Origin of the sequence: Alkalihalobacillus bogoriensis ATCC BAA-922 (genome assembly GCF_000621445.1) — a bacterium.
GTDB classification, from domain to species: Bacteria; Bacillota; Bacilli; order Bacillales; family Bacillaceae_F; genus Bacillus_AO; species Bacillus_AO bogoriense.
Window position 1 is genome coordinate 1 of sequence record NZ_JHYI01000022.1, and the last position, 23,951, is coordinate 23,951.

Consider the following 23,951-nt stretch of genomic DNA (forward strand, 5'->3'; position numbering starts at 1 on the left):
TTCCGCCAGGAGCATAGCTGGGTAGCTACGTGTGGACGGGATAAGCGCTGAAAGCATCTAAGCGTGAAGCCCCCCTCAAGATGAGATTTCCCATGGAGTTAATCCAGTAAGACCCCTTAGAGATGATGAGGTTGATAGGTCTCGGGTGGAAGCATGGCGACATGTGGAGCTGAGAGATACTAATCGGTCGAGGACTTATCCAAGATTTAAAAAAGGCGAAGTCTTTTTGACACAATTCAATACACACACTATCTAGTTTTGAGGGAATCATGAGATGAACTCAACTGAATAACGTGATTACTTCTAAACAAAGTAATTCAAGTTAGATAATTTAGTGACGATAGCGATGAGGTCACACCCGTCCCCATGCCGAACACGGAAGTTAAGCTCATCAGCGCTTATGGTAGTTGGGGGTTTCCCCCTGTGAGAGTAGGACGTTGCTAAACAAAAAGCCCCATGTATTTTTCACTCGAAAAATACATGGGGCTTTTTGTTTAGCGATAATTTAAATCCTACTTTTGCTTGATTGTTTTTGTTATGCTGCTGAGTTAGGATTTAATATTATAAGGCTTTTTTACCTTTTTTTATCACAAGGAGACAAAATGGATACAGAATTATTAAATGTGCTAGATGAAAATGGAAAACATACGGGAGTAGAGACCCGGAAAAACATTCATAAAATGGGTTATTGGCATGAGACATTTCATTGCTGGGTATGCAGTGTGGAAAGTGGGAAACGTTATATTTACTTTCAACTTCGAAGTCATAAGAAGAAAGATTATCCTGAATTATATGATATAACGGCAGCCGGACATCTTTTAGCGAATGAATCGATTGCTGATGGAATAAGAGAAGTAAAAGAAGAAATAGGATTATCAATCGAACAGTCTGATCTTATTTCACTTGGTAAAGTGAAGAATTGTATTGCGACAGCCGATTTAATTGATAATGAAATTTCCCATATTTTTTTATATAATTCTCCTCATTCCTTTGAGCAATTTCAACTACAAGAAAATGAAGTTTCTGGTATTGTTCGTACGCCATTTTGTGATTTTATAAAGTTATGTAATGAAGAAATGGAATGGATAGAAGTTGTAGGTATTGGAATTCAAGAAAGTGGAAAAAAGATTGAAATGAACGAAAACATCACTTTAGCTCAGTTTGTTCCTCATGAACGTTCCTATTTTGCAAATGTGATTAAAAAAATAGAAGAAGCAACATCGAATGCAATACATAAAGGAGATATTATTAATGAGCATGGCAAATAACATTTTCATGGATAACATGGAGAAATATAAGGATCCTGTGCAATATGATAAAGAGTATGAACAGTATCAAGCGGAAATTCCATTGCTTATAGAGTGGGCGAAGAAACAAGGTGGTCCTGTCATTGATTTGGCATGTGGTACAGGAAGAGCGACCATTCCATTGGCGAGGTCAGGAATTTCAATGATTGGCATTGATTTAAATGAAGGAATGTTAGAAAGAGCCAAACAAAAAGCAAATGAACAACATATCTCTATTTTATGGTCTTTACAAGATTGTTCGGCTTTCTCCATTGGTTGTAAAAGCCCGTTTATTTATATGATTGGAAACTCTTTTCAACATTTTTTAACAAATGAATCTCAATCTACGCTTTTGCGATCCGTATATCAACATTTATCCGACCAAGGCATATTTCTTTTTGGGGTACGATTTCCAAATATAAATGAATTGCAAAGCGAGACAATACATAAAAAGGTTTGTCATGATGCTGAAGGAAGGAAAGTGACAGAATATAATCAAAAAGAATATGATGCTCTTACCCAAGTCGTTCTTTCAACAACGATAAAAGTAACGAAAGAACATACGGGTGTAGAATCCGTTGAAAAGGAAAGTATATCTTTACGGTATGTATTTCCTCTAGAACTAGACCGCATTGTTAAAGAAAGTGGCTTTTCTGTTTTGGCGAAATATGGTTGTTGGAATAAATCCCCACTTGCAACAAATAGCAAAGAAATGATTTATTTATGTCAAAAATAATATTTGAGAAAAGAGATTTGCCTGTTTGAAAAGGTAAGTCTCTTTTTTATTTATTTATTGTTTTTCAAAAAGGAATGGATTCGCCTTGAATTAATGATGTCGATGTTAATGTAATACGAATACGAATGGAATAAAAGCAAACATTATAGAAGACGACACTTTTATGAGGAGTTAACAAGGTGAATGTAAAAAAGATATTTTTGATAGGCGCTTGCATCTCATTATTGGTATTAACGTATCATTTACTTGATATTACATATGGTTATATTCCAAATCAAAACAAAGTGTTAAATGAACGAACAACAGAGTTTCAAAAAAGGGTCAAATATGATGTAATGGGTGTTTTTATCTCACCAGAAGAAGCAATAGAAATTGAAAAAACAAAAGCAGGTAAAGGATTACTACAGCCTCAGTCTGGAGCGATTGAAGTAAACGAGCAACTGGTGAAAGATGGAAGGAAAAGTTTCTATGTGGAAACATTTGATAATGAAATTTTTATGACCGATGTTCTAGGTTTTGTCGATGGACCATTACGGATAAAAAATGTTCTTAAAGCGATATTGGAATTGAAAGGGGAAGCGACAACAAATTTAAGGGTAGAGTTAGCTGAGGATTTTGAGGTTGGCGAAAAGAAATGGAAAAAAGGAGACAAAGTAGATACCGGTTTAGATGTAGCAGCAGGAGGGCTAACTCCTTTAGGGGTACCTATTTCGTTTTCAGATGGAAGGGTAAGAGTCGGCATTAGTTGCGCTTTATGTCATGCGGCAGTGGATGAAAAAACAGGAAAAGTGATGGAGGGAGTACCGAATAACGATTTAGATACAGGGTTATTATTGGCTCTCGGGACGAATTCAGCCGCACACTTTCCTACAGCGAACATTGAATCATTACAAGATTATATATTGGATACAAAACGCACCATCACGAATTCAAAAGGGAAGCAAGCATCGTTACCTGACCCTGATATATTTGAAAAAGCGGTAGATGAGTCGTTTTTAAAATGGCCAAAAGGGAGCTTTGACACTTCAGCTGATATGTCATCCAACCCGACACAAATACCGGATGTATTTACATTAGGCGACCATCCGTATAGCTGGAATGGATTTGCTGGTATAGGTCCTTTTAAAGGACTAACCACGTTTAATAATAAAGTCCATTCCTTTAATTCAGATACTCTCTCAATGGCTGAGCATAGTGAAGGGTTACATGACATAGATAAAGAAGTGTTCATGGGAACCATATTACAGCGAGCGGCTCATCGGAAATATAGGTATGATGTCGAAAGTGAAAAGAAACCGTCACAATTTTTCAATGAAATTGATGAAAATCCTAATGCGCCGGGAACAAACCAAAGTGTTGCTCCCCCTAATTTTCCGAAACTGTCGATGTTTAATCCAAACGGAACAATTGTGACCAATAAAGGAAATCCAATCGGTTATGAAAATAATTCAATGTCAGCTTTTCAAAATTCATTAGTTCCTCCTAAATTAAATCGTCATGTTACTTCCGACGTACTTGCCACTGGTGAAGAAGTATTTAATAGAGCAGGTTGTATTTCATGTCATGCTGGACCTACGTTTACAAATCATCAAATTATTCCAGTGGAAGAAATAAAAACAGAGCCGTCTCGAGCAGAAGCGATGAAAGCAATTCAAGATTTATTAGAAGACTCTTTAATGTATTCTCCAGACACGGTAAAACCAATTCCAGAAAACCCGACAGTATTACGAATACCAGAGGAACATCGAACGGAAGAACAACAAAATCTAGCTTTTTCTATCGGATCAAAAGGAGGATATAAAGTTAAAGGGTTGATCGGATTAGCCTATACTCCTCCGTATTTACATGATGGTGGTGTTGCAGTTGGAGATAATATCAAGCTAGATATTGGAGTACCAGGCACGTTGATGAAAGGGAAAAATCCTAATGCTTACAACAGTCTTGTCGCGATGGTTGATCAAGAGTTGCGGAACAAAGTGATTAAAGCGAATCGTTCCATTTCTGACTTAGGTGATGTACATGTCGAAGGGGTGGGGCATGAATTTTGGGTAGATGAAACAACAGGGTTTACGAAAGAAGAACAAGATGCCTTAGTTGAATATTTGTTATCATTAACAGAAGCAAAAGAGGATATAAAATAAACAACCAAGAATATGGGTGCCCATATTCTTGGTTTTGTCTTTTTAAGGAGGACAAGTGTCCATTTTGGGTGTCAGACACCCTTCACCGACTGCTTTAATTTTGACAATGCTTTTCGGAAGAAGCCTTTGACATCGGAGCTATCTTTTATTTTTTCGTACATGTCTTCAAATGTGTGAGCATCTAGTGGGTATTGTTCACCGTTTTGATCTGTAATTAAATAATCACCTGGATTTCCTACCATTTTTCCTTCTGAGGTAGTAATTGTAATTGTCCGAGTTATTTTTACAGCTTCTACAACGACAGATTTTCTACGGTACTTCGCCATGATGCACCTCCTTTTTACATGAAAGGTATTCACCTATTGTTTCTATTATTAATGTACGCAAACAAGTTTGCATTTGTGACCTATCCCATCGCGGGAAATATACAATTGAAAATAGGATTGTAAAAAAACGAAATAAAGTCTAACAAAAATGTAATCAAAAACACAGATGATTATGGTATGGTAAAAGGAACAAAGATTGGATGCTTCCACTGAATGAAAAGGAGAGAAACATAAGGTGAAAAAGAGAAAACTAGGAGTGATAATAACATTCTTTCTAATATTGACAGGCTGTAGCCAGCAATTAGATGAGACATTGTTAACGAAACAAGAAGAAATGCTTGACGTTCAGGCACCGATACATATTTATCAACCCGTTACGAAAGAAGAAGCGGCTGAAGCTGTACCGTTTTCACTTCATTTCCCAACATATATGCCATTTGATGCTGTAGAACAAGATGTTGTCATTTCAAGCTGGGATGAAGATTTAAAAGAAATAGCTTTATCAACGCAATATTCAAAAGAGGGTACATCCCATGAGCATATTGATTATGTTGTTGCAAACTTTGACCAGTTTTACAGAGCGATGGTCTATGACTCTGAATTTGAACGAGTTGTGTTAGAAGATGGTATCACCGCATTATTTTCAGAGACGCCGTTTCTATCAGCAGAATTACATTGGATAAAAGATGATTTGGAATATAATATACACTATAGCTTAGGGTTTGATTATGAAAAAAGCGCAAAAGAAGAGTTAGTGAAAATCGCAAACTCGATAAAACAAAATGAAAAAAAAGACCATTAATGGTCTTAGAGGCTGTCGAGAAAAGTATGACAGCTTTTTTCATATGCTTTTCTTTCGGACATAGGTCCCTCAATTATACAGTCTTTTTTACTGTTCTTTTAACAATAAAAGGAATCTGCCTCCGTTGTGTGGTATTATTGGATTGAAATTTTTTTATTTAACAGCACTCTATTCTTTCCTAAGTCTTTAGGGTTAATATGGTAAAAATAAATAGCGAGTTTGTACTTAAAGTGGAGGAGATTGAAGTGAACAATAAGTTGAGAAAGTCATCAACAGATAGGGCTATATCTTGCGTTTGTGGTGTATCTTTTTTGCGGGTAAGGATAATATTGATGTTTTTACCTATCAATATACTTATTTATTTAATTCTTGCTAACACGCTGTCGGATAGCCCTGCGCCAATATAGAAAACTATTGAAATAGTGATGGAAACTGTAATTGTAGTAGTAATGAGAAGAGTGCTAGCCTTAAATATGTAAAAGCATATAAAAGGCCAGTCCCCAAATCATAAGTGCTGATGCTTGATTAAATCGTTTTCTCCAACCAATATTGTCACTTAATTGACCAACAATTTTCCCAATAAAGCCTAGTAAAAAGAAATAAAGCCAAGAAACAATTATAGCTGCAATCATAAATAGCCATTTGGCCTCATGTTGATAAAGGAGTGAATTTGTTCCGATTACTCCTATTGTATCTAACAAGGCATGTGGGTTTAAAAGAGAAACAGAAAGGGCAAATATAATTTGCTTTTTTGCAGGAACCGGAGGAGTTGCGTTATTTCCTGTGACGGAAGAATGCCAAATGGTCCAACCGATATAAAGCAAAAAGAAAAAACCACCAATCATTAAAATCACGTGAACATTTTCAAAAAAATCAGCAATCAAGTGTAAAAAGCTAACGGCGATTATAATTAACACTGTATCACAGACCGAAGCGGTAATAATCGCTGGCAATGCTTTTTTATAGGAAGGTTGCGTTAAACCTTGGTTGAATATAAAAATGTTTTGAATGCCCATAGGTAAAATCAAACCGAATGCTAATAAAAAGCCGTGTATAAATGCGTCCATTGAATATCTCCTTTCCCCAATTATTGTATCTAACAATTTAATTTTGTCACCATCCAACTGGTTGGGAATCAAACCAACCAGTTTGTGATTTGATATGGTATTGTTATATCGAGAGGTGAAAAAAATGGAGTTATCGTGGAAACCAAATCGAAAAAATAAAATCCCGATTTATTTACAAATTAAAGAATACATTAAAGAAAAAATTAAATATGGTGAGTGGCCAGTTGGAACCGTCCTCCCATCACAAAGAAAATTAGCACAGATGATAGGGGTAAATAGAAGTACAGTTGTGCAAGCATATGAAGAGTTAATGAGTGAAGGGTTAATTGAAGGGGTGGAAGGGAAAGAAACAAAGGTAATTAACACAACATGGAATATATTCGCAAAAGATGCGAAAATAACAGATTGGAACTATTATGTGAAAAATAGTTTATTTGAACCAAACAAAGTATTTATTCAAAAAATAAACAAAGCAGAGTTTAATCCGAATATCATAAGGTTAGGGACGGGAGAACTTTCACCACATCTGCTTCCTGTTACACAAATGAAGGAGATTATCTCTTCATTACAAATTGCTCCTAATCATTTACGTTATGAGGAACCAAAAGGCTCGATTCAATTACGAATGGCTTTATCCGATCATATTCAAGAATTTGGAATTAAAGCATCACCTTCCAACATTTTAATTGTTTCTGGTGGATTACAAGCCTTTCAATTAATTGCCAATGGCCTATTACGACCGCAATCAAAAATACTAGTCGAATCTCCTTCTTATTTATTTTCATTAAACCTTTTTCAGTCATTACAAATGACACTTATCGATGTCCCACTTGATAAAATGACGAAACAAATGTCGCTTATTAAAAAAATGAAAGAACAACATAACGCGAGTATGTTATATACGATTCCAACTTTTCATAATCCAACAAGCTTTAGTTATAGTGAAGAACAGCGCAAACAAATCGTCTCATTATGCCAATCGATTCAACTTCCTCTGATCGAAGACGATGTTTACCGAGAATTGTGGTTTGATGAGCCACCACCACGGGCACTTAAATCTTTTGATTATGCAGGTAATATTCTTTATGTTGGTAGTGCGTCTAAAATCATAAGTCCTGGTTTGCGTATTGGTTGGATAGTGGGACCTGATTATGTAATTGATCGACTTGCTGATTTGAAAATGCAAACAGATTATGGAACAAGTTCTATCTCTCAAGCCATCTTATGTCAGTGGCTTGAACAAAAACATTGGTATATTGACCATGTTCATAATGTGAGAGACGAGCTTCGAAAAAGACGTGATTTTATGGTCGGTTGTTTAGAGGTATATTTTTCTGACTTGGCAACTTGGACGAAACCAACGGGTTCATTTTATATTTGGCTTCGTTTAAAACAACCTTTTTCACCAACACTATTATTTGAAACATTACTAGAAAAGAATATTCTTATTCATCCAGGGGCAATTTATCAGGAAAAAGGAGGAATCCACCTCCGATTATCCTACTCGTATGAAAGTCATGAAAATATGGAGTTTGCCCTGCGAGAACTAGCGACAATAATAAGAGAAAAAACATAAAACCATTCACATGGACCTTTAGAAAAAGATTGAAAGGATGATAATCATGAAAGTCATGCCATTAGAAAAAAGAATGATTACAACATCGAGGCTTGTATATGGGTGCATGGGATTAGGTGGCGATTGGAATGAAGCACCGATAACAGAAGAAAATATTAGACAAGCGGAAGAAGCGATAGATGCCGCATTGTCTATTGGGATTACGATGTTTGATCATGCAGATATCTATAAACGTGGGAAATCTGAGCAAGTTTTCGGTGAAGTATTAAAGAGGCGGCCACAATTAAGAGAAAAAATTGTGATTCAAAGCAAATGTGGGATTCGGTTTCCAGAAGGAGAAATTCCGCAGCGTTATGATTTTTCAAAAGACCATATTGTAAATTCAGTCGATGGGATTTTACATAGGTTAGGCATAGAACAGCTTGATATATTGTTATTACATAGACCTGATCCACTAATGGAACCAGACGATGTCGCTAAAGCGTTCGAACAGTTGAAAAAAGGAGGGAAAGTGAAGCATTTCGGTGTGTCGAATATGAATGCAGCGCAAATGAGAATGATTCAAGCATATGTAGAAGAGCCACTCGTTGTGAATCAATTAGAACTGAGTTTAAAACGGATTGACTTCCTTGAAGAAGGTGTCTTAGTTAATCAAAAAGCAGCTGCAAATGTTCATTTTGGGGACGGGATTATTGAGCATTGTCAATTGGAAACGATTCAAATCCAAGCATGGGCGCCGTTAGCGAATGGCATATATTCTGGTAGGGAAATGGAGCTACAAACTGAGACGGATAAACGGACAAAAGCTTTAGTAACAAAACTAGCAAGAGAGAAAAATACAACACCGGAAGCGATTGTACTTGGCTGGTTAATGCGTCATCCTGCCAAAATCCAACCTGTGATTGGAACGAGTCACCCTGAACGAATTCGAAAATGTAAAGAGGCTATTCAAATGGCAGAAACGATGACAAGAGAAGAGTGGTATATGTTATACGAAACTTCAAGAGGAATGAGAATGCCATAGGAAAATAGAAAAACAGTGTAGCGAGGAAAGCCTAGGGTAGATAATCCTGTTTGGCTTTCCTCATTTGCTATTCACTACTTTTTGGAAACAAATTCTTTTCGTTTATCAATAATTCGAACCGCTTTTCCTTCAGAACGTGGAATCGTCTTTGGTGGTTGGATGTGAATATCCATCGAAACGAGACAATTTGCCTTCATAGAATGATTGATTTTCTTTTGTAATAAAAGAACTTGTTCATGTTGTAAATCAAAATTAGGAAGCAGTGTATAAAACTCTTGGGTCATTTCGCAGTGGAGTTCAACACTGTCTAATGGTCCTTTCTTTACGAGGTGGATTTGGTAATGGGGGACGAGCTCATTAAGCTGTAGAAGATACCTTTCAATTTCAGAAGGAAAAATATTAACGCCACGAATAATGAGCATATCGTCAATTCGCCCTTTTACTCTCGACATTCTTGTTGTTGTTCTTCCACAAACGCATTTTTCTCGTGTGATAGAAGCAATATCACCTGTACGGTAGCGTATAATGGGGAGAGCTTCCTTTGTTAAACTTGTAAAAACAAGCTCCCCATCTTCTCCGTCAGGAACAGGTTGAAGTGTGTCAGGGTTAATCACTTCAACAAAAAAATGATCGTCAGCAATATGTAGACCATTTTGTGCTTCATGGCATTCGATCGAAACGCCAGGCCCGATGACTTCGCTTAAACCATAAATATCAACGGCTTTAATTCCAAGTTTTTCTTCAATCGTTTGTCTTAATTCCTCTGACCAAGGCTCTGCCCCAAATATGCCGTATTGGAGACTACAGTCTTGTGGATTAAGACCAAGCTCCTCCATTTTTTCGGCGATATTTAGTACGTATGATGGAGTACCGCCAATAATTTTTGGTTGGAAGTCTTGAATGAGTGTAATTTGTCTATCAGTATTTCCCCCAGAAACAGGAACTGTAACACAACCTAGCAATTCAGCCCCGTAGTGAAGTCCTAGTCCACCTGTAAATAAACCATATCCATATGCGTTATGGAAGATGTCTCCCTTTTGTCCGCCGGCGGCTACGATTGCTCGAGCGACAATTTCTGACCAATTAGAAATATCATTTTTTGTATATCCTACAATCGTTGGTTTTCCACTTGTACCTGAGGAACCATGAATTCTGACAAGTTCTTCGTTTGGTACCGCGAATAACCCAAAAGGATATTGGTCACGTAAGTCTTGTTTTTTTGTAAAAGGCAATCGGCGAATGTCTTCTAAATTTTGAATGTCATCAGGTGAAATATTCTGCTTTATTAATTCTTGACGGTAAAAAGGAACATTCGTAAACACATGCTGAACCGTCTTTTGTAAGCGCTTTAATTGCAGAGCTTGAATTTCTTCTTGGTGAAGTGATTCAATCTCACTATAAAAGGTCATAGTTTCCCCTCCAAAAAAAGAATGAGTTTAAATATTAGATAACGAATTTCAAACGAATTTTAAAAACACTGTTATAAAGAGAAGGTTATAACGATCTTTTTTTCTTGTCAATATATATTCTGAAAATTCGTTCGAATTATCTCTCATAGTAATGTTTGAAACAATGGAAATAATGAAATGTTGAAAAAATTGAAAGCAGAAGTATGACTTAAGTTTAGGGAGAGATAAAAAAACAAGAATTTTGCTATGAGTTTTATCACATATAAGATTGAATTTTCAAAATATTTATTGACTTCTTAAAATGGAAGCGATAACATTTTGTTTGGGTGTTAACACGTTTTTAAAACGTTATTATTGAATTTTGTTATTTAAACTCTAGTAAAGAGGTGGTTGCCGGGTGGGAGACTTTTTGCAGTTTACATTTACAGGACTAACGATTGGGAGTATTTACGCTATCGTTGCTTTAGGATTTGTCACGATTTACAGTGTGACCAAAGTTATTAATCTAGCACAAGGTGAGTTTGTTATGTTAGGTGGATTAATCATGTTTTCGTTGATTTCTAGTGGGTTGGCGTATTGGTTAGCTTTTGTCGTGACTATTTGTATTGTAATGGTCATAGGTTGGACAATGGAATTTACAATGATTCGAAGGGCGAAAGGGGCAGACCCTATAAGTTTAATTATTCTTACAATCGGTGCTGCCATATTCATCCGTGGAATATCAAGTATGATTTGGGGAAAAGACCAAGTCCGAGTCGCACCTTTTACTGAAAATACTCCGATTGGTTTTGCTGGTGCAACGATAACACCTCAAAGCATTTGGGTTATTGTTATTATGCTGTTTGTTGTGATTTCTTTATATGTTTTAATCGACAGAACATTAGTAGGAAAAGCATTTCAAGCGTGTTCTGTAAATCCTCTAGCAGCTAGGCTGATGGGGATAAGTCCAAAGAGAATGAGTTCTTTAGCGTTTACGCTAAGTGCTGCATTAGGTGCACTTGCAGGATTAGCCATAGCACCCATTATGTTTCCTGCTTATGATATGGGGATTATGTTGGGAGTGAAAGGTTTTTCTGCAGCAATTGTCGGTGGCTTAGGAAGTGCTCCAGGAGCTGTTATTGGTGGATTGATTATCGGTTTATTAGAAGCTTTTAGTGCAGGTTATATAAGTTCAGGTTTAAAAGATGCGATTGCGTTTTCAGTTATTTTAGCACTTTTATTGATTCGCCCAAGCGGCATTTTAGGAGAAAAGAATGTTGGGAAAGGAGGTCTTTGATGAAACTGTTAGGAGTACAACAAACGAACTGGATCGGAGTTAGTATTTTTGCTGTTCTTATTCTTCTTTTCCCCCTACTCGTATCGAAATCCTATTACATAACTCAAGCGACGTTTGCAGGGATTTATGTCATTGTTGCTGTCGGATTAGGTTTATTAATGGGGTATGCAGGACAAATATCGTTAGGGCAAGCCGCGTTTTATGGAATTGGAGCTTACACAACAGCGGTATTAACAACATCAATGGGGGTTAATCCGTGGATAAGTTTATTTTTTTCCATTCTTGTTCCCTCTTTGCTCGCTCTTATTATGGGATACACGATGTCTAGATTAAATGGCTATTACTTGGCCATGGCTACATTAGCTCTCGGGATAATTGTTTATTCAGTTTTGGTGGAATGGAGAGAGGTTACGAAAGGAGCGACAGGATTATTTGGTATTCCGCCAATCCATATATTTGGTTTCCAACTTACGCAAGGACCTTCCTATTTTTATTTTGTTTGGTTGTTTGCTTTACTCGTGATCGTGATTTCTTTAAATATTGTTCATTCTAGAGTAGGTAGAGCGCTTCGTTCGATTCATGATAGTGAGATTGCTTCTAGTTCTATGGGAGTTAATACTGGGCGATATAAAATGCAAATTTTCATCGTTAGTGCTGCTTTTGCAGGATTAGCCGGATGGTTATTTGCACATATGTCTTATAGTATTACCCCAAGCTCGTTTTCAATGGATGCGTCAATTATCTTTTTAACGATGGTTGTACTTGGTGGGAGTGGAACGGTTTGGGGAGCGGTTATTGGTGTAATACTCATTCGTTTAATAAGTATTGGTGTTCATTCTTTAGGAACGTATTTTTCGTTCATAACTAGTGATTCTGAACATGTCATTTATGGATTAATATTAATGCTTGTCATTATTTTTATGCCAAAAGGGCTATTTCCACCATTTGTCCATTTGTTTGAGAGGTGGGTGAAAAATAAAACACTGGAAGAAGGCTCCAAACAAGAGAATCTAACAAAATAATTGGAAGGTGATGCATGTTGCTGGATGTTAAAAATGTTACAAAAACATTTGGTGGGGTAGTCGCAAATAAAGAAGTATCTTTTTCTTTACAAGAAGGGCAAATTGTCGGCTTGATCGGTCCAAATGGAGCGGGAAAAAGCACGATGTTTAACATGATTTCTTCTGTTTTTTCACCTTCAAGTGGCGAAATTATCTTTCGAGGGACACGTATTGATTTTTTGCCAGCGTTTCAAGTCGCACCACTAGGAATTTCACGGACGTTTCAAAATCTACAAGTGTTTAAAAATATGTCTGTCATTGAAAACGTAATGGTAGGACATCATATTCAAACAAAAACAGGAATAGTTAAAGCGGCATTGTTATGGCCAAGTGCTAAAAAAGAAGAAAAAAAAATATATGAGAAGGCAATGCAATGCTTGCGATTCGTTGGTTTAGAATGCGAAGTAGATTCTAAGGCAGGGAGTTTATCGTTAGGGAAGCTAAGGTTACTAGAATTAGCAAGAGCCTTAGCGACAGAACCAAAGTTATTATTACTTGATGAGATTGCAGCAGGACTGAATCATAAAGAAACAATGGAAATGAGTAACATCATACAACAAGTCAATGAAAATGGGATTTCAGTATGTGTGGTTGAGCATGATATGGATCTTGTAATGAGTATTTGTGACCACATTGTTGTACTCGATCAAGGAATGAAAATAGCGGAAGGTACTCCGAAGGAAATTCAAAGTAACGAAGAAGTAATTGCTGCTTATTTAGGTGCTGATATGGATGAGAAAGAGGAGGGCGTGTGATGGAAGATGAAGTCGTTCTTGAAGTCCAACATTTATGTGTAAGTTACGGACCTATCCAAGCGTTACGTAATGTTAGTTTTCATGTGAATAAGGGGGAGATTGTAGCTCTTCTAGGAGCAAATGGTGCTGGAAAAACGACATTGTTGAAAGCGATTTCAGGTCTATTGAAACCAACTGACGGCAAAGTGTTGTATAAACAAGAGGATATAACTGGAGTAGAGGCAGAGAAGATTGTTACAAAACATATCGTGCATGTTCCCGAACATCGGCAAATTTTTTCAACGTTATCAGTTCGCGACAATTTATATTTGGGGGCATATCACCATTTTAGAAAAACAAAAAAACAACGAATTGAAGACAAGTTAAAAACAATATACCGGTTGTTTCCTATTTTAGAAGAACGAAAACATCAACTAGGTGGTACATTGTCAGGGGGACAGCAACAAATGTTAGCGATTGCTAGAGGCGTTATGGCTGAACCTGACATTCTACTACTTGATGAACCAACTCTTGGTCTAGCACCTATCGTAGCAAAAGAAGTATTAGAACTTGTGCTAGAGTTGCGAACAGAATTTGGTACAACGGTTTTATTAATTGAACAAAATGTTGTGTCGTCTTTACAAATAGCAAACCGAGGCTATGTTATTTCACATGGAGAAATCGTGAAAACTGGAAGTGCAGTAGATTTATTACATGATAAAGAAATAAAAGAAGCGTATTTAGGTCATTCAGTATCATAAAAAGGGGGTAATAAAATGAAAACAAATATAGTTTCAATTGCTTTGATAATGGTTGTTCTTCTTGTTGCGGCGTGTAGTGGAGAAAGTACAAGTAGTAATGAAGAGTTGACAGAATATAAAATTGGAGCCATTTATTCAAAAACAGGACCAAATAGTCCATTAGGGGAGCCAGAGTGGAATGCAACGGAACTTTTGGTAGAAAAGATTAATGCGGATGGTGGAATAAATGGTATACCGTTACGTGTCATTCTAGCAGATGATGAGTCAACGCAAGAAAAGGCAACTCAAGAAATGAATCGTCTAGTTAATGATGAAAAAGTATTAGCTGTGCTAGGGTCTTCCGGAAGTGGCGAAAGTATGGCGATGAAAGGAATTGCTACTCAACAAGAAGTACCGATGATTTCCGCTGGGGCTAGTATGCATATTGTAGAACCTGCAGAAGAAGCATACTGGGTGTTTAAAACACCTCATTCAGATGTTCATGCCGTTCAACGCATTTATATGTATTTAAATGAAGAGGGAATTCGTTCGGTAGGATTATTAACGGACTCTAATGCCTTTGGAACAAGTGGTCTAGAACAATTAGACAGCTTAGCTGACGAATACGGTATTAACATTGTTGCAAAAGAAAGTTATAACACACAAGATCCTGATATGAGTGCTCAAGTGACTAGAATTAACAGTGCAAATGCCGAAGCCATAATTGTGTGGGGGACAAATCCTGGCCCTGCTGTTATTGCATCAAATATACGAGATTTAGGGATTGATTTACCAATGGTTTCTAGTCATGGAATTGCAAATCAAACATTTATCAATTTAGCTGAAGATGGCGCAGAAGGTGTCGTTATCCCGACAGGAAAGCTATTATTTCCAAGTCAAATCCCTAGTGATGACATTCAGTATGATGTGATTTCATCGTTTTATGAAGAATATAAAGAAAAATACAATAGTGAACCAACTAATTTTGGCTCCTATGGTTATGACAATGTAATGCTCATTGTGGAAGCGCTACAGGCAGGAGCAACAGACCGAGAGTCGATTCGAAATTATCTTGAAACGGAGATAACAGATTGGGTAGGCACAACAGGAGTATTTACTTTTTCAACAGAAGACCATAACGGACTTGAACCTGACAGTATGGTTATAGCAACTGTTAAAGATGGAGAATGGACATTACTTGAGCGGTAAATGAAAAAACATGCTGTTAGCAATTAACGGCATGTTTTCTTATGGGACAAAAGAAAAACGTTTGTTTAAAAAAAGGAATAAAAAGGAGGTAGAAAAGGGAAAACAGCAACCAATTTGCCGGATTTTAGAAAATCTCTTGATTTTTATATAACATTAAAATATAATTACGTTAAATAAACGTTATATAGTGTAAAGGGAGGAAAAGATATGTCGGTTGATATGAAATACGACGACCCGATTCAACAAAAGAAATATGAAGACTTTCTTTCGCACATTGAGTCAGGCGGCAAAATCGAAGCTGATGATTGGATGCCTGATGATTATCGAAATACATTAATTAAATTGATTTCGATGCATGCGATTAGCGAAATAATGGGAGCGCTTCCAGAGAAAGAGTGGACACCGAAAGCCCCATCATTAAAACGAAAACTAGGCATCATGGCAAAAGTACAAGATGAAATGGGTCATGGTCAACTATTATTACGAGTGGCAGAAGATTTAATGAAGCCAATCGGGAAAAATCGTGAAGATATTATGAGAGATTTATTCAGTGGTGATTTAAAGTTTCATAATGTGTTTCATATGAAAACTAAAACATGGGCTGATGCCGGGTTGGTCGGCTGGTTAGTCGATGGAGCAGCAATTATTACACAAACAAATATGCTTGATGCTTCTTATGCACCATATGCTCGAGCATTAAAGCGGATTGCCGCAGAAGAAGTCTTTCATGCTCAGCATGGAGAAGCAATTATTATGGCGCTTTCAGAAGGAACAGAACAGCAAAAGGAAATGGTTCAAGAAGCTCTTACGCGTTGGTGGCCTGCCTTATTAATGTTTTTTGGACCACCTTCTGCAAAAACAACAGGGACTTCGAAACAAGATACAACGATAAAATATAAAATTCGTAAAAACACGAATGAAGAACTACGACAATATTTTTTTACAAAATATATCCCACGCGTTCTTTCGCTTGGATTAACGATTCCTGATGAGACGATATCTTATAATGAAGCAACAGGTGAATGGACATATCAACAACCGGATTGGTCAGAATTCAAACAAATTATTTCAAACAATGGACCAATGTCAAAAGAGCGTTTGCGATTACGCAAACTCTCCTATGACAATAACGAGTGGGTACGTGAAGCATTAGGAGCTACAGCGGTTCCACAATAAAGTTAATGTTCCTAGTATATGTAAAGAAGAGAAAAATAGGGGGGAGAACACAATGGACGAAAAGAGAACTTATATTAACCAATTTTATGATGAATACGTTGTGTTTAGTCGAAAAACACCATCGGCCCATATGCAAGAGCAATATACATTACTTGCACCGAACCAAGAGATTGCTCTTGTCATGGCACAAGAAAACTTTATGAGAAGAGAGCCGGTTTGTGATGTGTGGGTTGTGAAGTCTTCGGATATTCGCAGACTTTCATCAGAGGAACGTCAAAGTGTGACTCGTTTAAAAAATAAAGAATACCGAGAAACAAAAGGTTACGGTTATTTACGTAAAAAGTGGCGTGAAAAAGAGCAAGATATGTTGGATGAAAAAGAGATTATGTCTTGGTCAAAGGGGGCAAAGCCATGAATTATCAGTCAGCAGAACAAGTGCAAAACGATGAGTGTAAAAAAGCACTCGTTGAATTATTGTATCAGCTAGCCGATGACGATTTTATCACGGCATTTCGCGGAACAGAATGGCTTGGTCTTTGTCCGCATATTGAAGAAGACGTCGCGTATTCATCCATTAATCAAAACACAATGGGGCATGCGGCAATGTTCTTTCAATTGCTAGAAGAACTAGGAGAGGGAAATGCGGATACATTAGCCCATGCAAGAACAGCAAATGAACGAAAAAATGCGATTATATTAGAAGAAGTCAATGGTCCGGGCACATACTTGGATGAGCCAAGATTTGATTGGGCTTTCACAGTTGTTCGAAACTATTTATATGAAGTGTATAAAAGTATTCGTATTCAATCTCTTAAACAATCATCCTATCAACCATTAGCGAATGTGGCTAAAAGTATTAGTAGTGAACATTTTTATCATCTCATGCATTGGGATGTATGGTTTAAGCAATTATTTTCAAGTACAGACGAAGCAAAAAAGCGTATGCATATTCAGTTAGAGCGTGTATGGGAAGAGTTTGGTGGAGTGCTTTCATTTGGGGCAGAAGGAAAGAAAATGGTCGAATTTGGGTTCATCGAATCTGAAGAACAATTAACCTCTCGTTGGCTTGAAAAAATAGAAGGCGTTTTCAATGAATTGAATATTCCGATACCAGCCAACAAACCAACAATGAATAAAGGAAACGGTCGTTGTGGGGAGCATACAGAAGAGTTAACTACAGCTATTGAAACATTAGCAGAAGTGTATAATGTTGACCGATTAGCTGTTTGGTAAACGATAAATCGAGTGCAAGGGAGGTGAGAACAACTATGACAAAGCTTACATGTATTACTCAAATTGAAGAAGCACTCACCTTCGTAAAAGACCCTGAAATTCCGTCTGTAAGTGTAGTTGATCTTGGCATGGTTTATCATGTTGAGGCCGATCATACAACTGTTCATGTGAAAATGCTTCCGACATTTGTTGGATGCCCTGCACTTGACATTATTAGCAGAGATATAAAAGCAACAGTGATGGAAAAAGTTGAGTGGGTTACGAATGTTACAGTCACGTTTGTCTTTGATGAAACATGGACAACAGACCGAATTTCTGAAGATGCCTATGAAAAATTAAAATCTTATGGTATTGCGCCACCTCCCCGTCATTATAAAGAAGGAGATCCATGGACGGTCGATTGTCCTTATTGTGACTCGCCATATACGACAATCGATAATATATTTGGTCCTGCTGCTTGCCGTAGTATTTTATATTGTAAAGCTTGTAAAAATCCATTTGAAGCGATGAAACCCATTGCTTCATCTTAATAAAAAGGAGATTGATAAACATGGTAAAACTAATTGCGTTGTATAAAACACCAGAAGACAAAGAGGCTTTTGACAAGCATTATTTTGAGGTTCATGCTCCTCTCACTGCTAAAATTCCAGGACTACGTGAAATGAAAGTGTCAAAGATTGTTGGGTCACCAATGGGAAAAACTGATTATTACTTGCAATGCGAAATGTACTATGACAGTCATGAAGCATTTAAAGCTGCAATGAAAACAGATGAGGCAAAAGCATCTGGTAAAGATTTAATGGGATTTGCCGGTCATCTTGTGACTTTGCTTATCGGAGAGGACGTTAATGAGTAACTACGAGTGTATCAAGACATCAGTGGAAAATGCAGTGGCGGTGATTCAACTTCATCGCCCAGATGTCTTAAACGCCCTTAATCGCAAAATGGTCGATGAAATTGTTGATGCTCTTACTTTCTTTGACAACAATAACAAGATTAAGGTAATCGTACTAACAGGAAATGAAAGAGCGTTTGCAGCAGGGGCAGACATTGACGAAATGGCCAATGAAACACCGATGACATTAGAACGTGTAGATCCGTTTGCGGTTTGGGATAAAATCGCCCTTGTGAAAAAACCGATTATAGCTGCTGTACAAGGGTTTGCCTTAGGTGGTGGATTTGAGCTTGTTTTAAATTGTGATTTGATTTTTGCCGCAGAAACGGCCCAGTTTGGATTCCCAGAAGTAAATTTAGGTGTAATGCCTGGTGCTGGTGGAACGCAACGGTTAACAAAAATTCTCGGGAAAACAAAAGCGCTGCAATGGCTATGGTTAGGTGACATGATGCCAGCGAAAACAGCGTATGAAAATGGAATTGTCACTCGGCTTTTTGCACAAGAAATTGTTGTTGCAGAAACGATGAAAGTGGCACACCGCTTAGCAAGTCAGCCGCCCCTTTCATTACGTCTTATAAAGGAAGCAGTACATAAAGCTGTCGATTCACCGTTAGCAGATGGATTACAGCTTGAGAGGAAAAACTTTTATCTCCTTTTTAGTTCTGCAGACCAAAAGGAAGGGATGAGAGCATTTATAGAAAAGCGGAAGCCGAATTTTAAAGGAGAATAAGCGGGGGAAGTTTATGTTTGAGACGATTATTTTTGAGAAAAAGCAATATATCGCCTGGGTTACGTTACATCGCCCTGATAAATTAAATGCATTTACGCCATTGATGAATAAGGAAATGATAAAGGCTCTTTCTTTAGCAGAAAAAGATAATGAGATTCGTGCGATTGTCATCACTGGTGAAGGACGCGCATTTTGTTCAGGAGAAGATTTAGCTAGTGTAGGGGACGATACGGATCATGCTGAGATTTTACGAACGAGATATAACCCGATGATAGAAAAAATCGTTACTCTTGAAAAACCAATCATAGCTGCTGTTAACGGTGTAGCCGCAGGGGCAGGCATGAGTCTTGCGCTTGCTTGCGACTTCCGCCTCGCACATGAAAAAGCGAGTTTTATTGAAGCGTTTATCCATGTTGGTTTAATTCCTGATTCCGGCAGCCTCTATTTTTTACCGAGACTTGTTGGTCATGCGAAAGCACTAGAATTAGCAATGCTCGGTGATAAAGTAAGTGCAATGGAAGCGCTTCAAATTAGCTTGGTCACAAAAGTGATTTCAGCCTCATCTTGGCAAGAGGATGTCGAGACATTTGCTACTAAAATAGCTGGACTACCAACAAAAGCATTAGGGCTTATGAAACGATATTTGAACGAAAGCTATCAAACTAGTTTACAAGAAATGCTAGAAAAAGAAGCGTTGGGGCAAAGGACAGCTGGTTTGACAAGCGATCATAAAGAAGGGCTAACCGCTTTTATTGAAAAACGTAAGGCTCACTTTAAAGGGGAATAACAATTATCCATACAAAGGAGAGGAAATAAGATGGCAAAAGTATCAAACGAAAAAAAACCACAAATGGAACCGTTAGAAATGAAACGTGATTTATACCACATGATTATTAATGGAGAACGGGTAACAAGTGAGTCGAATGAAACGTTCACGACGTACAATCCGGCAACAGGTGCTCCGTTAGCGCAAGTGGTCAAAGCGACAACAGCCGATGCAGAAAAAGCCGTTGAAGCAGCTAGAAATGCTTTTGATTTTGGGAAGTGGAGAAAATATCCTGTTAATAAACGGGCACGAGTATTAAATAAAATCGCAGCGATTATGCGGTCTCGTTTTAATGAACTTGTGGAAGTAGAAGTACTAAATAGTGGGAAGTCTTTATCTGCTGCACAAGGGCAAGTGATGCAATCGATTGAAGACTTTGAATTTTACGCTGGGGCGATTGTTGGCCATCGTGGCACAGTAAACAATGTTCCAGGAGGATTTTTTAACTATACACAAAATGAGCCTGTAGGGGTATGTGCTCAAATTATTCCTTGGAATTATCCGATGATGATGGCTGCATGGAAAATTGCACCGGCTATCGCAGCAGGATGTTCGGTTGTTGTTAAACCTGCGAGCTTAACGCCGATTACAGCGATTATTTTAACAGAGATTTGCCATGAAGCTGGTGTTCCAGAAGGTGTTGTTAATATTGTCCCAGGTCCCGGGGCGTTAATTGGTGATTATTTAGTGGAACACCCAAAAGTAGATAAAGTTGCGTTCACAGGTTCAACCCCTACTGGAAAAGATATTATGGCCAAAGCGTCACAAACATTAAAGCGATTAACGTTAGAATTAGGTGGGAAATCTCCAAATATTGTGTTTGATGATGCAGATATTGATGCGGCTGTTGCAGGTTCATTATTTGGGATTTTCTATAATACGGGTCAAAGTTGTGAGGCGCGCTCACGCTTATATGTACATGAAGAAATTTATGATGAGTTCATGGAAAAGTTCATCGAAAAAACGCGTCAATTAACATTAGGCAATCCGTTAGACCAAGGAACCCATTTAGGTTCTATTATTAGCCGAAGTCAACTTGAAGTGATTGATGGTTATGTGAAATCTGCCATTGAAGAAGGAGCTACTGTTGTTGAAGGTGGACATGAGCTAACGATTGAAGGATTTGAAGATGGTTTTTGGTATGCTCCAACGATCATTACAAATGTAACTCCAAATATGAAGGCGGTTCGTGAAGAGATTTTTGGACCTGTTGTTGTTGTTCAAACATTTACAGATGAAAAAGCTGTCGTTAAAGAAGCCAATGATAGCGAATATGGATTAGGTTCAGCGATTTGGACGAAAGACCAAGGAAGAGCAACTCGTGTAGCTCATCAAATTCAAGCTGGTATTGTAATGGTGAACTGCCCGTTTTCAGCATTCCCAGGAACACCTTTTGGTGGATATAAACAATCTGGATTTGGACGTGAGCTTTGTGTTGAAACACTAGATTTATATACAGAACAAAAAAGTGTCCTTTCTTATTATGGAAATCGGCCGATTAATCCATTTGGTGTATAAGAATGTAAGCGAGCTAACTCCATGGAGTTACGCTCGCCTTCTATTATGAAAGGAGAACATAATATGGTGAAGGAAATTGCAGTCATCGGTTCAGGTGTAATGGGGCGTGGCATTGCATATGTCGCTGCTGTTGGTGGTTTTACTGTTCACTTAGTTGATGTGAACGAAAAGGCGCTTGAAAGTGCAAAAGGGGAAATCAAAAAGATATTTAACAAAGGAATCGAACGGGGAAAGCTTTCAAAAGCAGCTGCAGATGTTGCTTGCTCATCCCTTCATTATTCAACCTCAATGGAAACAGCTGTAAAAACAGCTGATCTCGTGATTGAAGCCGTTCCCGAAAAAAAGGAAATCAAGCAAAGTGTCTTTGAAACGATAGATAAATATGCGAAACCGAGTTGTTTTTTTGCGACAAATACTTCAACGATGAGTCCTACTGAAATCGGGTCCTATACAAACAGACCTGAACAAGTCATTGCGATGCATTTTTTTAATCCTGTTCATAAAATGCCCTTAATTGAAGTTGTTCGTGGACTTGAAACGAGTGATGAAACCGTTGAGGTTATTTTAGCTGTTGCGGAAAAAATGGGGAAAGAAACGGTTGTGGTGAACGAATTTCCAGGTTTTGTTACAAGTCGAATTAGTGCCATGGTCGGAAATGAAGCTTTTTATATGCTTCAGGAAGGTGTCGGTACACCTGAAGAAATTGACAAGGCGATTAAATTAGGCTTGAACTATCCGATGGGCCCGTTTGAATTAGGGGATTTAGTTGGGTTAGATGCAAGGTTGAACAATTTAAAATACTTACATGAAACATTAGGAGAGAAATTTAGACCGTGTCCTTTGTTAGAAAAGTACGTGAAAGCAGGGAGACTTGGAAGAAAAACGGGAAGAGGCGTCTATGATTATCGGTAGCCCGCAAAAAGGAGCGTAATTGAAATGAGAGAAGTCGTCATTATTGATGCTGTTCGTACTCCTATTGGTCGATATAAAGGTGCGTTAAAGTCAGTTCGACCTGATGATTTAGGGAGTGTAGTTATTCGGGAGTTGCTTAAGAGAAATCCAAATGTTGACCCAGAAACGATTGAAGACGTTGTGTTTGGAAATGCGAACGGAGCGGGAGAAGACAACCGTAATGTCGCCAGAATGTCAGCTTTACTTGCTGGATTACCTGTTTCAGTCGGAGGTACAACGATAAATCGATTATGTGGGTCAGGATTAGATGCCGTGAATTATGTTGCTCGGGCAATTGCAGTCGGTGAGGGAGATGTGTTTATTGCAGGTGGGACAGAAAGCATGACAAGAGCACCTTTTGTGATGGCAAAACCTCAATCGGATTTTCCACGTGGTGATCTCAATATGTTTGATACAACAATTGGGTGGCGCTTTATTAATCCACTATTAGAAGAGCGATATGGGACAGATTCTATGCCGCAGACAGCAGAAAATGTGGCAACTGAGTTTCATATATCGCGAGAAGAACAAGACCGTTTTGCTCTTCAAAGTCAACAAAGGGCACAAAAGGCAATCGAAACAGACCGCTTCAAAGAGGAAATTGTTCCTGTATCATATAAAGATAGAAAAGGGAATGACATCACTATAACTGAGGATGAACACCCACGTCCAGATACAACATTGGAAAAACTAAGCAAATTAAAACCGATTTTTCCAGGTGGGACGGTGACAGCTGGTAATGCTTCAGGAGTCAATGATGGTGCTGCTGCTTTGCTTTTAATGAGTAAAGAAAAGGCGAATGAATTAGGGCTTGAGCCATTAGCCGAATACGTCACTTCAGCTGTTGCAGGACTTGAGCCGCGCATCATGGGAATTGGTCCTGTATATGCAGCGAAAAAGGCATTACAACGAGCAAATTTACAAGTGGAAGATGTAGGGCTAGTTGAATTGAATGAAGCGTTTGCTTCACAAGCACTTGAATGTATGAGGCAATTAGAACTACAAGAGGACATCGTGAATGTCAATGGTGGTGCAATTGCATTTGGGCATCCATTAGGAGCGAGTGGAGCTAGAATTTTAACAACCCTCGTATATGAAATGAAAAAGCGAGATGTAAAGTATGGTTTAGCAACGATGTGTATTGGTGTTGGTCAAGGAATTGCGACGGTCGTAAAACAAATCTAGTTACAGAAGAGTGTCTCAATTCATGTCATGTTATTGAGACACTCTTGTTA

General features: G+C 37.9%; 24 protein-coding genes and 2 rRNA genes. 23 read left to right on the forward strand and 3 right to left on the reverse strand.

From position 1 onward, the window contains the following. From T323_RS0109835 to T323_RS0109855, 5 genes are all read left to right on the forward strand, one after another. Positions 1-203: ribosomal RNA gene (locus T323_RS0109835) — 23S ribosomal RNA — on the forward strand; the annotation flags it as partial. A gap of 127 nt (positions 204-330) precedes the next feature. Further along, positions 331-446, forward strand: a 5S ribosomal RNA gene (gene rrf / locus T323_RS0109840). A 156-nt stretch (positions 447-602) separates the two neighbouring features. Continuing rightward, entirely contained in the window at positions 603-1,268 is a 666-nt protein-coding gene (locus T323_RS26475; protein ID WP_051556470.1) for an NUDIX hydrolase, read from the forward strand. Continuing rightward, positions 1,252-2,022, forward strand: coding sequence for a class I SAM-dependent methyltransferase (locus tag T323_RS0109850; RefSeq protein WP_169737889.1), 771 nt, complete (start codon positions 1,252-1,254; stop codon positions 2,020-2,022). The genes T323_RS26475 and T323_RS0109850 overlap by 17 nt, the downstream gene beginning before the upstream one ends. Positions 2,023-2,201: 179 nt before the next feature. Next, a complete protein-coding gene (locus T323_RS0109855; protein ID WP_026673127.1) occupies positions 2,202-4,163 on the forward strand; it encodes a hypothetical protein in 1,962 nt (653 codons plus the stop codon). Between the two features lie 71 nt (positions 4,164-4,234). Here the strand turns inward: T323_RS0109855 and T323_RS26480 are convergent, their stop codons facing one another. Then, positions 4,235-4,489: a hypothetical protein gene (locus tag T323_RS26480; RefSeq protein ID WP_051556471.1), complete on the reverse strand. Its 255-nt coding sequence runs from the start codon at positions 4,487-4,489 to the stop codon at positions 4,235-4,237. 235 nt (positions 4,490-4,724) lie between these two features. Here T323_RS26480 and T323_RS0109865 point away from each other — a divergent pair, with 235 nt between their 5' ends. Beyond that, complete coding sequence (locus T323_RS0109865; protein WP_026673128.1) at positions 4,725-5,291, forward strand: hypothetical protein; 567 nt, start codon at positions 4,725-4,727, stop codon at positions 5,289-5,291. A gap of 467 nt (positions 5,292-5,758) precedes the next feature. Here T323_RS0109865 and T323_RS0109870 read toward each other — a convergent pair whose 3' ends face one another. Further along, a complete protein-coding gene (locus T323_RS0109870; protein WP_026673129.1) occupies positions 5,759-6,358 on the reverse strand; it encodes a LysE/ArgO family amino acid transporter in 600 nt (199 codons plus the stop codon). Between the two features lie 124 nt (positions 6,359-6,482). Here T323_RS0109870 and T323_RS0109875 point away from each other — a divergent pair, with 124 nt between their 5' ends. Then, the gene (locus T323_RS0109875) at positions 6,483-7,934 is read left to right on the forward strand and encodes an aminotransferase-like domain-containing protein (RefSeq protein WP_026673130.1); all 1,452 of its coding nucleotides are present in this window, start codon (positions 6,483-6,485) and stop codon (positions 7,932-7,934) included. Between the two features lie 46 nt (positions 7,935-7,980). Further along, positions 7,981-8,958, forward strand: coding sequence for an aldo/keto reductase (locus T323_RS0109880; protein ID WP_026673131.1), 978 nt, complete (start codon positions 7,981-7,983; stop codon positions 8,956-8,958). A 74-nt stretch (positions 8,959-9,032) separates the two neighbouring features. Here the strand turns inward: T323_RS0109880 and paaK are convergent, their stop codons facing one another. Then, entirely contained in the window at positions 9,033-10,367 is a 1,335-nt protein-coding gene (gene paaK / locus T323_RS0109885; protein WP_026673132.1) for a phenylacetate--CoA ligase PaaK, read from the reverse strand. Positions 10,368-10,764: 397 nt separating this feature from the next. Between paaK and T323_RS0109890 the strand changes: the two genes are divergently transcribed. The 15 genes from T323_RS0109890 (at position 10,765) to T323_RS0109965 (ending at position 23,901) form a co-directional block, all read left to right on the forward strand. Beyond that, the gene (locus T323_RS0109890) at positions 10,765-11,643 is read left to right on the forward strand and encodes a branched-chain amino acid ABC transporter permease (protein WP_026673133.1); all 879 of its coding nucleotides are present in this window, start codon (positions 10,765-10,767) and stop codon (positions 11,641-11,643) included. Further along, positions 11,643-12,665 (forward strand): branched-chain amino acid ABC transporter permease, encoded by a 1,023-nt coding sequence (locus T323_RS26485; RefSeq protein WP_035178373.1) that lies wholly within the window; start codon positions 11,643-11,645, stop codon positions 12,663-12,665. The genes T323_RS0109890 and T323_RS26485 overlap by 1 nt, the downstream gene beginning before the upstream one ends. A 14-nt stretch (positions 12,666-12,679) precedes the next feature. After that, positions 12,680-13,459, forward strand: a complete 780-nt coding sequence (locus T323_RS0109900; RefSeq protein WP_035178375.1) for an ABC transporter ATP-binding protein — start codon at positions 12,680-12,682, stop codon at positions 13,457-13,459. Beyond that, entirely contained in the window at positions 13,459-14,199 is a 741-nt protein-coding gene (locus T323_RS0109905) for an ABC transporter ATP-binding protein (protein WP_026673135.1), read from the forward strand. The genes T323_RS0109900 and T323_RS0109905 overlap by 1 nt, the downstream gene beginning before the upstream one ends. Before the next feature lie 15 nt (positions 14,200-14,214). Next, positions 14,215-15,387: an ABC transporter substrate-binding protein gene (locus T323_RS0109910; RefSeq protein WP_026673136.1), complete on the forward strand. Its 1,173-nt coding sequence runs from the start codon at positions 14,215-14,217 to the stop codon at positions 15,385-15,387. Between the two features lie 219 nt (positions 15,388-15,606). Beyond that, entirely contained in the window at positions 15,607-16,563 is a 957-nt protein-coding gene (gene paaA / locus T323_RS0109920) for a 1,2-phenylacetyl-CoA epoxidase subunit PaaA (protein WP_373279334.1), read from the forward strand. A 52-nt stretch (positions 16,564-16,615) separates the two neighbouring features. After that, positions 16,616-16,978: a 1,2-phenylacetyl-CoA epoxidase subunit PaaB gene (paaB, locus tag T323_RS0109925; protein WP_026673138.1), complete on the forward strand. Its 363-nt coding sequence runs from the start codon at positions 16,616-16,618 to the stop codon at positions 16,976-16,978. Beyond that, entirely contained in the window at positions 16,975-17,796 is an 822-nt protein-coding gene (gene paaC / locus T323_RS0109930) for a 1,2-phenylacetyl-CoA epoxidase subunit PaaC (RefSeq protein ID WP_026673139.1), read from the forward strand. Before paaB ends, paaC begins: the two co-directional genes overlap by 4 nt. Before the next feature lie 35 nt (positions 17,797-17,831). After that, the gene (gene paaD / locus T323_RS0109935) at positions 17,832-18,326 is read left to right on the forward strand and encodes a 1,2-phenylacetyl-CoA epoxidase subunit PaaD (RefSeq protein WP_026673140.1); all 495 of its coding nucleotides are present in this window, start codon (positions 17,832-17,834) and stop codon (positions 18,324-18,326) included. 20 nt (positions 18,327-18,346) lie between these two features. Beyond that, a complete protein-coding gene (locus T323_RS0109940) occupies positions 18,347-18,652 on the forward strand; it encodes an EthD family reductase (RefSeq protein ID WP_026673141.1) in 306 nt (101 codons plus the stop codon). Then, entirely contained in the window at positions 18,645-19,421 is a 777-nt protein-coding gene (locus tag T323_RS0109945; protein ID WP_026673142.1) for an enoyl-CoA hydratase-related protein, read from the forward strand. Before T323_RS0109940 ends, T323_RS0109945 begins: the two co-directional genes overlap by 8 nt. Positions 19,422-19,434: 13 nt before the next feature. Further along, positions 19,435-20,208, forward strand: a complete 774-nt coding sequence (locus tag T323_RS0109950) for an enoyl-CoA hydratase-related protein (RefSeq protein ID WP_026673143.1) — start codon at positions 19,435-19,437, stop codon at positions 20,206-20,208. A gap of 30 nt (positions 20,209-20,238) precedes the next feature. Next, the gene (locus T323_RS0109955; RefSeq protein WP_026673144.1) at positions 20,239-21,765 is read left to right on the forward strand and encodes an aldehyde dehydrogenase family protein; all 1,527 of its coding nucleotides are present in this window, start codon (positions 20,239-20,241) and stop codon (positions 21,763-21,765) included. Between the two features lie 63 nt (positions 21,766-21,828). After that, positions 21,829-22,677 carry a 3-hydroxyacyl-CoA dehydrogenase gene (locus T323_RS0109960; RefSeq protein ID WP_026673145.1) on the forward strand — a complete coding sequence of 283 codons (849 nt, stop codon included), beginning with the start codon at positions 21,829-21,831 and terminating at the stop codon, positions 22,675-22,677. 24 nt (positions 22,678-22,701) lie between these two features. Beyond that, positions 22,702-23,901, forward strand: coding sequence for a 3-oxoadipyl-CoA thiolase (locus T323_RS0109965; protein ID WP_026673146.1), 1,200 nt, complete (start codon positions 22,702-22,704; stop codon positions 23,899-23,901). Positions 23,902-23,951 lie beyond the last annotated feature (50 nt).